This is a genomic window from Lysinibacillus sp. UBA5994 (genome assembly GCF_002429725.1).
GTDB lineage: Bacteria > Bacillota > Bacilli > Bacillales_A > Planococcaceae > Lysinibacillus > Lysinibacillus capsici.
Window position 1 is genome coordinate 133,249 of the sequence record NZ_DJAU01000026.1, and the last position, 14,459, is coordinate 147,707.

Genomic DNA, 14,459 nt, shown 5'->3' on the forward strand with positions numbered 1-14,459 from the left:
AACGTTAACATACCAAAAATACTGACGTTCCCATCTCTTAATCCCCGAAGAAATGATAAATTTGTTTTATAAAGGCAGGTCTCCTGGCTTTGCTTCATTCTCTGATTCCCTTCCCATGCAAATGCACAGTGGTTGCAATCATCGTCAGCTTCACAGTTGCGGGGACAGCGTCGGAATTGTACCGAACTTCCCTTTTAAACTACATGTAGTAGTACCTTTGTAAAACGAACACAATATATAGTTGTTGTTCAATAGTTTTAAGTGTACCATCCTTCAAATGAAAAGTAAATCAAGATTCTAAACTTCTTTATTTTTGGATTATTCAGTATTTTTAATTATGTAGTTCCAAATAGATTACCACTAATCACTTATACCCAAATCAAAAATCTATTTTTAACGATGTACGTGATTTTCTATTAAAATGGATCTAGAATTCTAATTTGAGTTTAAAGAAATCTTCTATTTTATGTACCATTGAAAAATAGTTGTCTCTATCGTAAGTCCTGAAATAATGATCATCTCTTACCCATTTCAAATGATGCTCATTACATTAATAAAGAGCATGCTTTTATCATAACATGCCCTTACCATTCTATCATTGGGATTATAGTCTAACTTTAACCTCAGTCCCGTCCTGAGCTTTGACATCGACTAGCACAAGTCCTTTATAATTTTGTAGTTCCTTGATAATCGGCTTTAGCATTTCTTTGTCGATGAGCGGAAAGGTAAAGTCTATTTTCTTTTTATCGAAGTATGCCTTTGTCCACTTATTGGCTTGTTGCTGTATCCATTTAGAAGTTAAAATGGAGAGGACAATGGTTAGCACAGTATAGGGAACAGGGACGGTAAAGCGAACGTCTTTTGCTTTCACTTTTACATGCATCATTCGTCGCCTCTACTCAATGAAGACTGCAACGGAATCCCCGTTTGCTGATTTTATATCTACAATTTGTCCATCTAGTTCATTTTCAATTGCTTCAAGAAGAAGATTGATGTCGATATCTTTTACGTATTTTTCCGATTGCGGAATACTTGCAGCGATGCTGTGTCCTGCCATCAATACGGCTTTGACAAGTTTAATTGGTAAATTTACCGTGACATTATCATTTTCGGTGGATACAACACGGACCTTTAACGTTTTATCTAAATACTTTGTTTTTTCCACAAATTTATTCTCTGATTCTTCTTTCTGTTGTAGCACTTGAATCAGCTCTGATCCTTTATCCGCATCAATTTTGCCCTCTTGAATCATCGTTAACACTTTTGTAATTTCCTCTTTCATGGTCGTTCCTCCCTATTCGTCTTTTAAGAGCTTTATGGCTTCATCTGTTGTGATTTCGCCATTTTCAAGCATGCTTACAATTTTTTTCTCATCTACTTCATTTTTCTTCTTTTGAGCATAGCCAAGGGATGAAATAATATCATTTAGCTTGCCTCGAACTGTTGGATACGAAACCCCCAGTTCCTTTTCAACCTCTTTAATATTTCCTCGGCAGGTTAAAAATACTTCCACAAAATGAAGCTGATCCTGTGATAAGGATGCTAGCTTCGACAATTCAAACTCATTTTCAATGGTCGTGTGACAATGAGAACACTGTAACTTCGTAATTTTTAATGTTTTACTGCAGACAGGACAATTTGTGATTACTTGATAAGCCATAGTGAACTCCTTCCTTTAAGTTAAGCTGATTATATAATAAAGAAATTAAAGATGTAAATAATAAAATTAATAATTTTAATTAAAAAATAAATAAAATTAATATCTTGATTAATTTTATTTATTTTTGTTTCTATATTGCTTTAAAAATTAAGAAAACGCCATTTTTAATTTCTCAAAATGGCGTTTCTGTTTAATTGGGTCTATCCTTCTTTTTTCTTTCCCGCGGGTGTGATGGCAAAATTGCATTGTATAACGCTTGTGAAGCGGGGTGCTGATATGTCCCATCCTTGCCTATCTCCTCCACTAGCTGACCATGCTGCATCACAAGGATGCGATCTGACATAAAACGTGTGGCCTGTAAATCATGTGAAATGAATAGATAAGCAAGCTGTAGCTCTTTTTGAAGTCTTTGCAGTAGCTCTATAATCGTCTTTTGCAAAATCATATCAAGACTACTAATGGCCTCATCTAAAACAATCAGTTTCGGCTTTAATGCAAGAGCTCTAGCAATGTTGACTCGTTGCTGCTGTCCCCCACTTAGCTGTGAGGGATAGTTTTGAGCCATTGCCCACTCTAACTCTACACAGTCTAGTAATTCCCTTACTTTCTGTTGTCGCTCTGCTTTGCTAAAATGCTCGAAATTCAAAAACGGTTCTTCGAGTATTTCGAAAATCGTCTGTTTTGGATTAAATGAATGATAACTATTTTGAAAAACAGCCTGTAAATTTCTTCGTATCATTTTTTTCTCTTTGCTGGGTGCTTCGTATAAATTGACACCTTGAAAGATCAGCTCTCCGTTTGTTGGTCGTTCAATCCCTAAAATAATGCGCCCTAATGTGCTTTTTCCAGAACCACTTTGACCGACGATGCCAAGACATTCTCCTTCCTGAAGTGAAAATGTCACATTCTCTAATACAGGGGCTTCCTGTCCTCGTTTGAATAGAAATGGTCTTTGCGCATAGTATTTCTCAATATTTTTTACTTCTAGTAGCGTCATTTTATCACCTCATAGCATTCTCGCTTGTAAAAGTTTCTTGGTATAGGGATGCTGAGGCGCATCAAAAAAATCAAAAACATTTGCTTGCTCAACGATTTCTCCTTGATACATCACAGCCACATCGTCCGCAAGCTCAGCAATGACACCTAAATCATGCGTGACAAGGAGTATGGTAGCATCTGTTTCTGAGCGAATTTGATTAAATAGTGTTAATACTTGTTTCTGATTGATGGTATCCAGAGCAGTCGTAGGCTCGTCTGCGATGTAGAGGGAGGCCTGTATCGCCATTGACAGAGCAATCATCACTCGCTGTAGCATGCCTCCACTTAACTGGAAAGGATAGTAGGACAAGAGCTGCTCTGGCTGAGGTAAATGAACTTTTTTCAAAGCATCAAGGGCGATCTGTCTCATTTCTTTTTTTGTAAGCTTAAAGTGTGCTTTTAATGTTTCTCGAAAATGACTTTCAATCGTTTGAATATGATCAAATGCAGCGGATGGGTTTTGCAAAATCATCGAAAGATGTCTGCCACGATAAGCTCTCCATTTAGCAGCTGAAACGTTTAATAAATTTTCTTGTAGATAGAGTACTTCCCCTTGGCTGACATGGGCAAAGGACGGTAATGTTTGCATGATGGCATGGCAAAGCATGGACTTGCCACTGCCACTTTCCCCGATAATTCCTAGGACTCGCCCTTTATAAGCTGTCAGGTTGATAGAGGTTAATATATTTTTCTCCCCTATTTTGACTGTGAGGTCTATCACTTCTAAAACTTTCTCCATAACTTCCCCTTTCCTAGTCAAGCCTTTTTAAACGATTTGCTAATTGATTAAACAATAACACAACAAGGATGATGGCAAGTCCTGGATAAAGCATTAATTCAGGATGCTGTCTCATGTATTGCTTTCCTTCATTGATCATCATGCCCCATTCTGGAATCGGTGCCTGCACCCCAAGTCCGATAAAGGAAAAGCCTGCAATTTCTAAAATCACCTTCCCGATATCTAATGCGACAATCGTGACAATAGATGGCAATAGATTGGGTATATAATGGCGTCTAATTAATTGGATACCTGTAGTGCCCGTTATCCTAGCAGCTTGAACAAAGTCTTTCTCATTGATGCCAATAAACAAACCTCGGATCATTCTTGCATAATAAATAAGCTGTGTGAAAATGAGCGCTATTAAAACATTTTTTAAGCTAGGACCTAATATACCTAACAGCCCAAATGCAAGTACGAGTGTCGGAAAGGCTAATAAAATATCACATAATCGAATAAAAAGAAAATCAATTAATCCTCTTTTCAACGCTACAAAAGCACCCAGTAGGATAGCTAAAACAATAGCGACTAGCTGAATGATGAGCGCTGCACCTAAAGAATAACGAATACCTAAAAGAAGGCGTGACAAGATACACCTTCCTAAATGATCTGTACCTAATGGATAGTCCCAAGACGGGACTGAAAATTTCTTAGCAATATCGACAGCAAAAGGGTCGTGTGGCATTAAAATTGGCGCAAACAGTCCTAATAAGCCAGTAATGACAAGGAGGAATAGACTGATTAATCCTGTTAAGTTGCCACTTTTTGTTCGTACAAATTTCATTTTTAATCTCTCCTACCCTTCATCATTAGATGAGGGTCCAATAAACGATGCAATATATCTGTACATAAATTGGCAAGCACATAGATAACCGCAATAATTAACACATAGCATTGTACAACTGGATAATCCCTGTTCATAATGGATTCTATTAAGTACCTGCCGAGTCCGGGCCAGCTAAAAACCTGCTCCACAATCACGGCTCCACCTAAAAGATTGCCAAGGGTCATGCCTAGCAAGGAAGTCAAGGGAATAGCAGCATTTCGCAAAACATGACGGATAAGAATCACGGAGCTTTTTAATCCTCTTAGCCGTGCATATTGAACATATTGCTGCTGTAATTCTTCTAGGATGGTTGAACGGATAAGCTGAACGAATAATCCAATTGTTGGTAACGCCAGTGAGAAGGCGGGTAAAACTAAATGAGCAGGTGTGCCCTTCCCGTTTGTCGGAAAGAGTCCTAATTTTAAGCTAAATAAATAGAGTAATAGGAAACCTAACCAAAAGGCTGGAATCGACACACTCAATATGCTAAAGAATCGTATGATTTTATCGATGATGGTGTGCTTATACAATGCGCTTATTACTCCGAATGGAATACTTAGCCCTAAAATGAGGATAAACGCAGCAATAGCTAATTCAATGGTTGCGGGTAATTTCACGAATAGTTCATGTGCCACAGGTAATTTACTAACAAAAGATGTTCCAAAATCTAGCTGGATTACGCCCTTTCCCCATAGCAAATATTGAAGAAAAAACGACTTGTCCGTTCCCAGTTCCTCACGTAATGCCTGAATGGCTTCCTCTGTTGGCGCAACCCTTGCCAAACGTAGTATGACTTCAGCAGGCTCTACAGGAACAAAACGAATAAATACAAAGGTTAGGATGGAAACGCCTAATAAGACAAAGGGCAATGTTAAAATTCTTTTTAAACAAAAGATCCATGTTGATTCATACATGCTGTCACTTCCTACTCAATCCTATGATAAAGAGAGAGCTGTCTCTGCTAGACACACTCTCTCCTCCACTTTTATTTTTCTTTAGCCATTTGTGCATAAGGTATATCATATTCAGATGCACGTGGTGCAAAATCCTTTAGAGATGGTTGATAAATCACATTATTTGTTTCGTAAGAAATAGGGTAAAAGAGTGCCTGGTCATGAAACATCGTTAAAATATTCGTGTAAAGCTGCACGCGTTCCTGTTCATCTGTTCCTACTAATAATTGGTGAATTTTCGTATCGATTTCTTTGGCGTTTGCTAGGCCTAATTTCGCCTCGTACACACCACTAGCATTTGGTGTAGCTGATTCATTTGCAAAGCTATGTGGATCTGTAGGTGGTCCATTGGTACGCCAGAAATTAATATCCACCTGGTCATCCATCAATTTTTGAAGACCGACCATTACATCTGCCCCTTCTAAATTCAACTGAACGCCAATTTTTGCGAGTTCACCTTGCATTAATTCTGCCATTGGTTTTTGAATCGCATCGGATGCAATGTAAATCAAATCTAAAGACAACAGCTGTCCGTTTTTTGAACGAATTTTTTCACCCTTAGGTAATAACCACCCTGCCTCATCTAGCAATTGTTGGGCTTTTTCTGGATTGTATACAATAGGTGCTAAATCTATATTGGCATAAGGAATCGCATCCCAGAACAATGTGTTCGCTACTTTTTCCGTACCATGTGTAATACTGTCGACCATTTGTTCCTTATTAATAGCATATTGAATGGCTTGACGTACCTTTAGCTCAGATAATGGACCAGATTGTGTATTGAATAGCAGTGCTTTCGTAGATAAAGGCTCAGAGGTAGCAGTTTTGTATTTGCCACTGTCTTTTAAATACGTATAGTTATCTAAACTAATAATGCCACGCCCATAAATTAAATCTAATTCTTCGTTTTCAAATGCTAATGAAATAGATTCTGAGTCAGGAATAATTTTTACTTTTATTTGTTCAACTAGTGGTTTTTCTCCCCAATAGTTTTCATTGCGACTAAATAATGCATATTCGTCCTTTTTGTATTCAGTTAATACCCAAGGGCCTGTTCCAATCGGTGCTTTGATAGAATCTTGCGTCATATCATCCTTTGGGAATCCGTTATCCCCTAAAAAACGGAAAGGTCTGACGAAGGCAAGTTCGTTTAAGACTGGATAATAATGCTCATCCAATTGCAGACGAATTGTAAAATCATCTACTTTTACAACCTCTTTCATGTGGTTAACCATGCCCATCCAAGAATGCATGTCTCGATTCGCTAAAACGGCGTCAAAGTTACGAATGACATTATCTGCATTAAATGCAGTGCCGTCTGAATATTTCACGTCTTTTCTTAGATGGAAAGTATACGAAGTTTTATCCTCAGAGATGTCCCAGCTTTCGGCGAGCTTAGGCGTAACAGTACCATCATCATTGTATTCCACCAAGGATTCATAAACCATTGCTTGGGCAGTCATTTGATTCGGTAAATATGTATGAGGATTCAATGGACCGACATCTAATGGCCAGCCAATCGTTATTATTTTTTCATCTGTTTGGTTTGCTGAGGTCTTTTCCTTTTCTTCATCCGTGCCTGTACAGCCAGCAAGTAAACTGAACGTCAGGACAAGCAGGAAAGGAAGTAAATACTTTGTCAATCTCATTTTCTGTCTCCTATCTCTATTCGTAGTACAAATACATCTACTTGTTGAAGAAGAGAAGGCATAAAAAAACCTTATTCTAAAAAAGAATAAGGACAGAAAAACCCACGATGAGCAAGTCTCCATCCATCTCCCTATCTTTCGTAGATCATCAATGAATCTTCTTACAAGCAGGCATTCTGGCTCATGAATCATCATTTTGTTTCACCTTCCCAAGTACTCACTCAGTGGTATTTGAAACAAAACTCCTCATTTACAGCTGCGGGACAGCATGGGATTTTCACCCATTTTCCTTTTAATTGAATGAAAGACGATTTCACTCAAACTTGTAATGATTGCTATGAAATTAGTAATAAACATAACATGCTCGCCTGTTCACGTCAATTTTACTTTCTGAAGATAATATATATATATCGACGTAACATAAAAAGACTAGGGATTTACCCTAGTCTTCGTTATTGGAGAGTAGATGTAGTAGATTAAAAATCATTTCGTTAGCTTGATGTAGATTGCTGTACAGCTTGACGCAACGTTTTAGTAGCAGCAACCATATTCGCTAAAGCTGCAACGGTTTCATCTTCTTTTCTCGTTTTTAAGCCACAATCTGGATTCACCCAGAATTGATAACGGTCCAGCACCTGTAGACTATCTTTCATAATAGCGAGCATTTCATCCTCGCTTGGTACACGAGGGCTATGAATATCATAGACGCCTAAGCCAATTCCTTTTTTATAGGGCTGTACTTGTAGTGAGGTAATAAGTTCCCCATGACTTCGTGATGTTTCTATGGAAATCACATCTGCATCTAGTGCGCTAATTGGTTCGATGAAATCATTAAACTCGCAGTAACACATATGTGTATGGATTTGTGTTTCATCTTTGACACTAGATGTCGCAAGCTTAAAGGAATTGACAGCCCACTCTAAGTAAGCCCCCCATTCCTCCTTTCTAAGCGGTAAACCTTCTCTTAACGCTGGCTCGTCCACTTGAATAATTGATATACCTGCGTTTTCTAGTGCTTCCACCTCTTTACGGAGTGCTAATGCAATTTGATAAGCGACATCTTTACGGGACAAATCATCTCGCACAAAGGACCAATTTAATATTGTTACTGGCCCTGTCAGCATGCCTTTTACAAATCGCTTCGTTAGGCTTTGGGCATAGGCGGATTCTTTTACGGTAATTGGTGAAGCCCATGCAACATCTCCATAAATGATCGGAGGCTTCACACAGCGTGATCCATATGAAACAACCCACGCTTTCTCTGTAAAGGCAAAGCCAGTCAGCTTTTCACCGAAATATTCGACCATATCTGTACGCTCAAATTCACCATGAACAAGTACATCGATATCTAATTCCTCTTGTATGGAGATCCAGCGCTTTGTTTCGTCTTCTAAAAATGTTTCATAGGCTTCATTCGATAATTGTTTCTTTCGCCACGCATTACGATTTCTTTTCACTTCATCTGATTGCGGGAAGCTACCGATTGTAGTTGTTGGAAACAGCGGTAATCCTAAGGCTTGTTGTTGGATCGTTTGTCGCTTCGTAAAATTACTGTGTCGTTCAAAATCTTGCTTTGTCACAGTTTGAACGGCTTGATGAATTAACTTATTTTGGCGGATTGGATGATTTTTTAGAGCCTCAATCGCCTTCATACTTTCTGAAAAATTATGTTGTAAGGAACCATCTTTATCTCGTCTATATTTAGTCAGCCCCGTGATTTCTACGATTTTCTCATCTGCGAAGGCCAGAGACTGCTTTAAAACAGGGTCAAGTTCATTTTCCAGAGAGGTTGTGATTGGAACGTGCTGTAGGTTACTTGATGGTTGAATCCATAGTTCAACAGCATGACTTAGCTGTTCAATGGCTTGAATTGTCGCATTGACCTCCGCCAGGTTTGAACGCCAAATATCACGGCCATTCACTACCCCTATTCCTAATACTTTATCCTGCGGGAAACCAAATTGACGAAGTGACGCCATATTTCCTTTATAGCCATGAACAAAGTCCAAACCGAATCCTTGAACAGGCAATGTACTTAATGCTTCATAGGCACTTAAAGCTTCGAAATAAGTCTGTAGCATTATTTTAGCCTCAGGAACGGCAGTGGCTAACTGGTCATACATTTCTTTCACCAGCTTTATCTCTGCTGGATCAAGTGTTAAGACGAGGGATGGCTCTTCTAGCTGAATCCAAGTGGCACCTGCATCCACTAATTCTTTTAATACCTGCGTATAGAGTGGTAATAAAGCTAATAAGTACTCAACCTGTGTTAATTTGTTGTAGCCTTTCGTTAACTTATAAAATGTATAGGGACCAATTAGTGTCGGCTTCGCAATGATACCGAAAGTTTCCTTCGCCTCTAAAAAGTCGGCTAACACTTTATTTTCTGTTAGTTGTAAGGCTTGTCCCTCATACTCTGGAACAATGTAGTGATAATTTGTATTAAACCATTTCGTCATTTCACTAGCTACGGCTGTTTTGTCTCCTCTTGCTACACTGAAGTAGGTATGAAAATCGACTTTACCACCTTGCCAGTTAAAGCGCTTTGGAACTAAACCAAACATCAAAGCTGTATCTAACATTCTATCGTAAAACGTAAAGTCGCCAACTGTCACCATATCGATTCCAAGTTGCAGCTGCTTGTTTATTCTTGATAAACGGATTTTCTTTAATTTTTCCTCAAAGTCCTCCTCAGAAAGTTCATTACGCCAAAATGCTTCTAGTGCTTTTTTCCATTCGCGTTCCTCCCCTATATAGGGATAACCGATCAATGTACTTGTATAGTTCATGTTTTTAAGCTCCTTTTTTAGAAAAAATAAAAAGCCATTCTCCTATTAGGAAAATGGCTGCATGTTAAAATTAATAATGCTAAAACAATACGAAAAAGTATCTACTTTCGCATAAACGTTATCGCACAGTGCCTATTTGGTCACTTTTCACCACCTATTTCCACGTAGGTATTTGGTGTGTACTAGAAATTGGCAGGTCTCCTGGCTTTCCATCAACACGCCTCACAGCCTTCCCAGTTTCCCCAGTGGCATTTGTGATTTGCTCCGAATTACAGTTGCGGGACAGCGTCGGATTTGCACCGACTTCCCTTTTAAGCCAAACATTCATTTGGCACCAAGTCTTACACAATATTCAATTATGCTCCTACTATAGCACATATTTCAGAATAGTAGAAATTATTTTTCAACTATTATATAAATTATTTCTATAAATATTATAGGAATTATTGTATAGTACTAAATGAAAATAAGGTTACATTGTATTCTGTAAAAAAATTTGTTACTATAAAAAGACAATTATGAGAGGACTGATGAATGGACAATGAAGAACTAAACTATATTTTTATTTGAATTGAATGATTTCAAACACAAAATATAGGGTTAGTCTATCCATTTTTAACTATCAGTTTGCATTTTATTTGTCATGACACAAATGGCAAATCGCATTAATTCAGAGAAAGACTAATCCTTCCAATGCACAATTGGAGGGATTTTTTCTTGCTTTCATAGTTGATTTTGTACCTTTCATTTACCCATAAAGGAGAGGAAAAAATATGAGCGATTCAGAAACTATTGTAACGCATGTAACACTCCGTATAAGTCGTTAATATCCATCTGCTTATACGGAGAAATCAACCATAGATGGATAGACCGACTTTGTATGAAAAGTAAACTGTTGCAATACAAAGGAGGAATTATCATGTCCATGATACAAGTACAAAACCTAACTTTTTCTTATCCAAGCAGCTTTGACAATATTTTTGAGAATGTCAACTTTCAAATCGATACGGATTGGAAACTTGGATTTATCGGTAGAAACGGACGAGGTAAAACAACATTCTTTCAGTTGTTATTAGGAAATTATGAGTATAGCGGAAAAATCATCTCTTCTGTAGACTTCACTTATTTCCCCTATCCAGTTTCTGATCCAAATAAATATACCCATGAAATATTTGAGGAAATTTGTCCTCAGGCAGAAGATTGGGAGTGTCTACGTGAAATAGCTTACCTACATGTAGATGCGGAGGTCATGTATCGTCCTTTTAAAACATTATCCAATGGCGAACAAACAAAGGTGCTGCTTGCTGCGTTGTTTTTGACAGAGGGTCAATTTTTATTAATTGATGAACCAACCAATCACCTAGACACGGATGCACGAAAGACGGTTTCCGATTATCTTCGCAGGAAAAAAGGATTTATTTTAATTTCACATGACAGAAGCTTTTTAGATGGCTGTGTTGACCATATCCTATCGATTAATAGAGCCAATATTGACGTTCAAAGTGGAAACTATTCTTCTTGGAAGTTAAATTTTGATCGTCAGCAGGAACACGAAGAAGTAACCAATCAACGACTGCAAAAAGATATCGACCGGTTAAAACAATCTTCAAAGCGTTCGTCAGGTTGGTCTAATCAAGTGGAAGCCTCCAAAAACGGCACAACCAATTCAGGTTCCAAACTGGACAAAGGCTTTGTTGGACATAAAGCAGCCAAGATGATGAAACGAGCGAAGAACCTGGAATCCAGACAACAAAGAGCTATTGAGGAAAAATCAAAACTGCTAAAAAATGTTGAAAAAACCGAGTCATTGAAAGTAGAGCCATTGGCATATCCATCAAAAGAAATGGTTGTTGTCACGGATGTATCGATTCGGTACGATGACCATATCGTGAATAAGCCTATTAGCTTCAAAGTGGCACAAGGGGATCGAGTTGTTTTAGATGGCAAAAATGGAAGCGGAAAAAGTAGTATGTTAAAACTTATTCTAGGTAATCCCATCCAACATACAGGCTCCATAAAGTTAGCTTCAGGTCTAGTCATTTCCTATGTTCAGCAGGATACATCCCATTTAAAGGGATTGCTATCGGAATTTATTGAAGAGCATGGTATTGATGAGACGTTATTTAAATCAATCCTGCGCAAGATGGATTTTGAGCGTATTCAATTTGAGAAGGATATCTCTCATTATTCTGGTGGGCAAAAGAAAAAGCTGCTGATTGCTAAAAGCTTGTGTGAGAAGGCTCATTTATATATTTGGGATGAACCACTCAATTTTATTGATATCTATTCACGCATGCAGATTGAAGAGCTCATAAAAAGCTCTCATCTCACAATGGTGATTGTTGAGCATGATCAGGCATTTCAACAAACTGTAGCAACGAAAACGATAGCGATGTCATAAAGAGAAGAATCCATTTATGGATTCTTCCTTTTTAATGATATTGAAACCAATGAACCCATTTAGAATTTGTCTCTTTTACGATATATAGCTCACCTAGTGATGCACTTTGCGCTGGCAGTAATCTTGGAAACCTTAATCGAACAAACCAGGAGTGATTAGCCACATTTTCTCCACAGAAGTTCACCGCCATTTTATAGTAATTCTCCTCCATGCCAGTTAATATGGGCATGGGCTTTATCACCTCAATTTGCCACTCCTGATAATCAGGGCTTGAGCCATATACTTTTGGAATGATGTCAGCTAATGCTTGACTAAGCTCGTCTTTGTCTTTCTCCGTTGTTTTCATCAATACATCTGGATTTGGACATTTTAAGCCTTCAGGTTCTGATCCCGAAGTAGCTGTTGGAAATAACAAAAGCATACATAAAAAGGGCATTATTATTTTTTCCATTGTTCAACTCCCTTTCTTTAAAAATGCTCGATAATTTACTGTGATTGGTGCACTCTATAAAGTATCATCCTGCAGAAAGGTCACTATTCCATGAAAAAATTTGCTTATGTTTTAATGGCTATCTTCACTATGTTCATTCTGCCATGTAAGATTTATGCGCAAAGTAAACAAGCTGATGATCAACTAATCAGGGACACATTCATTACAATCCTTAATCCATTTATTGAAAAGGAAATTGATCATTACTACGGCTATCCTAAGCAGTATGGATTGTATGATGTGAAAATTTTAAAAATTGTCAAAGAAAGTTAGTTTAGCTTTAAAGTTAGCGTGGAAGTTACGACCTTTGAGCATGCACATTCCCCACCCTACAGTAAGGAAATCATTACGTTTGAAGTCAGTCCAACTGGTGTCAGTACACTTCGCTATATACATGAGGCAGATGATGTAGAAAAAGCAATAAACGCATTCTATAGGGCAACACTGTTAGATATACAGCAGAGTTTTAAGCTATACTTAGCATCGTATACTTCCTACCGATACGATCAATTGCAATATCAAGCTGAAATTAATAATGATATGAAATCCCTTGCTATGATTGCAGAGGAAATAGTGACCCATATTTTATTTCCTGAGCGAAAGATTCCCTACAAAAATGTCATAGACCCTGTCACTTTTATCAAGGGTAATATAGGTTATATGCTCTTTAAAAGGGCGGATGGTACAAATGTAAGCTATCAGCTGCAAAAGAAAGACGGCACATGGATCGTAACAGATAAAACAAGTAAGCCAGGTAGGAAAATGGAGGATCTGTTACCGTGGTATATATAGAAAAATGAAGCCAACTGATTCCATCAGTTAGGCTTCATTCTTTAAGAGCGTTTGCATCATACTTTTATAATTCCCATGTGAAAATTTTCATGGTTCATATGAAAGACAACCATATCGCCTAATGTTTTCATACCTAAAAAAGGTTCTTTAAGCGGTTCATGTAGATGTCCTGCACAAGCTTGTTCAATAAGAATTGGTTGTTCCTCTAGGAGCATAATGATTTGATCCATTGTTGGCGGTTGCTCAGTCCAGTTATCTGGTTTACTGCCACTAGGAAACATTACATGATAGGATAGGGGCAAATGCCTTTCTTGTGTAACAGCTGGAAAAACGGAATGATCCCAACCAACTAATAGATGACCAGCATTCAAAACGAATATTGTTATGATGTCCAGCGGGTATCTGATCAGCAATATTCTCAGGGATCGTACGTAGAAATTCAACAGTCCAATTACGCCACATTTTCATTTGCATAAATAATTGCGCTTCGTTTATATACTAGCTCCCTTTCTACACGTTTTCAGTTATATTCAATACCATGGATTAAATTAATTTATAGTAAATTACGGTTGCTTCTAATTCTCCATCTGGTGAAATAGTATATTGCGGAATTTTCCCTACTTCTTGATAATCTAATGATTTATATAATTTATTAGAAGGATCCCCTTCTCTCGTATCTAAAACTAGCAAGGAGCGGTTTTCTTGTTTTGCTCGTTCCTCTGCTTGTTGCATCAGCGCTCGTCCAATACCGTTGCGTCTAAAGTTGGGATGTGTCATTAACTTGCAAATTTCAGCACGATGAATGCCATTTGGTTTGCTAGTTAAATGCATTTGAATACTACCTGCAATTTCATTATTTATTTTCGCAATGAACAGTAAGACATCTGACGCTAAGACAGATTGCCAATATTTTATCGCTTGTTCTTGTGTGAGTGGAGGTAAAAAACCTACGGATGCTCCTTCATCTACGACCATAATCAATAATTCAGTAAGCTTCTCCAAATCTTGCTCAATATGGTGAAGCTCAATTATTTCAATCTTTTGCATGCCGAAAGCATCTCCTTTTTATAAAATTATTACCTA

The 14,459-nt window shown here is 37.8% G+C and carries 13 protein-coding genes, 1 pseudogene and 3 riboswitches; of the genes and pseudogenes, 2 read left to right on the forward strand and 12 right to left on the reverse strand.

Going from position 1 to position 14,459, the window contains the following annotated elements:
- Positions 1-56 precede the first annotated feature (56 nt).
- Positions 57-234, reverse strand: a riboswitch (cobalamin riboswitch).
- A 370-nt stretch (positions 235-604) separates the two neighbouring features.
- From B3D98_RS08790 to metE, 9 genes are all read right to left on the reverse strand, one after another.
- Complete coding sequence (locus B3D98_RS08790) at positions 605-886, reverse strand: hypothetical protein (protein WP_048392756.1); 282 nt, start codon at positions 884-886, stop codon at positions 605-607.
- A 9-nt stretch (positions 887-895) separates the two neighbouring features.
- Complete coding sequence (locus B3D98_RS08795; RefSeq protein ID WP_016991732.1) at positions 896-1,282, reverse strand: SHOCT-like domain-containing protein; 387 nt, start codon at positions 1,280-1,282, stop codon at positions 896-898.
- Between the two features lie 12 nt (positions 1,283-1,294).
- Positions 1,295-1,660, reverse strand: coding sequence for a DUF2089 domain-containing protein (locus B3D98_RS08800; RefSeq protein WP_004229931.1), 366 nt, complete (start codon positions 1,658-1,660; stop codon positions 1,295-1,297).
- A gap of 190 nt (positions 1,661-1,850) precedes the next feature.
- Positions 1,851-2,657: an ABC transporter ATP-binding protein gene (locus tag B3D98_RS08805; RefSeq protein WP_066036740.1), complete on the reverse strand. Its 807-nt coding sequence runs from the start codon at positions 2,655-2,657 to the stop codon at positions 1,851-1,853.
- 9 nt (positions 2,658-2,666) lie between these two features.
- Complete coding sequence (locus tag B3D98_RS08810) at positions 2,667-3,437, reverse strand: ABC transporter ATP-binding protein (RefSeq protein WP_066036741.1); 771 nt, start codon at positions 3,435-3,437, stop codon at positions 2,667-2,669.
- Between the two features lie 13 nt (positions 3,438-3,450).
- Positions 3,451-4,260: an ABC transporter permease subunit gene (locus B3D98_RS08815; RefSeq protein WP_066036742.1), complete on the reverse strand. Its 810-nt coding sequence runs from the start codon at positions 4,258-4,260 to the stop codon at positions 3,451-3,453.
- A 2-nt stretch (positions 4,261-4,262) separates the two neighbouring features.
- Positions 4,263-5,216, reverse strand: coding sequence for a nickel ABC transporter permease (gene nikB, locus B3D98_RS08820; protein ID WP_066036743.1), 954 nt, complete (start codon positions 5,214-5,216; stop codon positions 4,263-4,265).
- Positions 5,217-5,287: 71 nt separating this feature from the next.
- Positions 5,288-6,904 carry a nickel ABC transporter substrate-binding protein gene (nikA, locus tag B3D98_RS08825; protein ID WP_288582463.1) on the reverse strand — a complete coding sequence of 539 codons (1,617 nt, stop codon included), beginning with the start codon at positions 6,902-6,904 and terminating at the stop codon, positions 5,288-5,290.
- A gap of 149 nt (positions 6,905-7,053) precedes the next feature.
- Positions 7,054-7,246: riboswitch (cobalamin riboswitch) on the reverse strand.
- A gap of 149 nt (positions 7,247-7,395) precedes the next feature.
- Positions 7,396-9,693 (reverse strand): 5-methyltetrahydropteroyltriglutamate--homocysteine S-methyltransferase, encoded by a 2,298-nt coding sequence (gene metE / locus B3D98_RS08830; RefSeq protein ID WP_288582465.1) that lies wholly within the window; start codon positions 9,691-9,693, stop codon positions 7,396-7,398.
- Positions 9,694-9,867: 174 nt separating this feature from the next.
- A riboswitch (cobalamin riboswitch) is annotated at positions 9,868-10,047 on the reverse strand.
- 565 nt (positions 10,048-10,612) lie between these two features.
- On the opposite strand from metE, the gene B3D98_RS08835 reads away from it, so the two are divergent.
- A complete protein-coding gene (locus B3D98_RS08835) occupies positions 10,613-12,094 on the forward strand; it encodes an Lsa family ABC-F type ribosomal protection protein (RefSeq protein ID WP_048392759.1) in 1,482 nt (493 codons plus the stop codon).
- A 31-nt stretch (positions 12,095-12,125) separates the two neighbouring features.
- Here B3D98_RS08835 and B3D98_RS08840 read toward each other — a convergent pair whose 3' ends face one another.
- The gene (locus B3D98_RS08840; protein WP_288582466.1) at positions 12,126-12,545 is read right to left on the reverse strand and encodes a hypothetical protein; all 420 of its coding nucleotides are present in this window, start codon (positions 12,543-12,545) and stop codon (positions 12,126-12,128) included.
- Positions 12,546-12,674: 129 nt separating this feature from the next.
- Here B3D98_RS08840 and B3D98_RS08845 point away from each other — a divergent pair.
- Positions 12,675-13,376 (forward strand): annotated as a pseudogene (locus B3D98_RS08845) (DUF3888 domain-containing protein).
- A gap of 56 nt (positions 13,377-13,432) precedes the next feature.
- Here B3D98_RS08845 and B3D98_RS08850 read toward each other — a convergent pair.
- Together B3D98_RS08850 and B3D98_RS08855 are read right to left on the reverse strand one after the other, a co-directional pair.
- Positions 13,433-13,747 carry a DinB family protein gene (locus tag B3D98_RS08850; RefSeq protein WP_288582467.1) on the reverse strand — a complete coding sequence of 105 codons (315 nt, stop codon included), beginning with the start codon at positions 13,745-13,747 and terminating at the stop codon, positions 13,433-13,435.
- Between the two features lie 172 nt (positions 13,748-13,919).
- Entirely contained in the window at positions 13,920-14,423 is a 504-nt protein-coding gene (locus B3D98_RS08855; protein WP_066036749.1) for a GNAT family N-acetyltransferase, read from the reverse strand.
- Between the last annotated feature and the right edge of the window lie 36 nt (positions 14,424-14,459).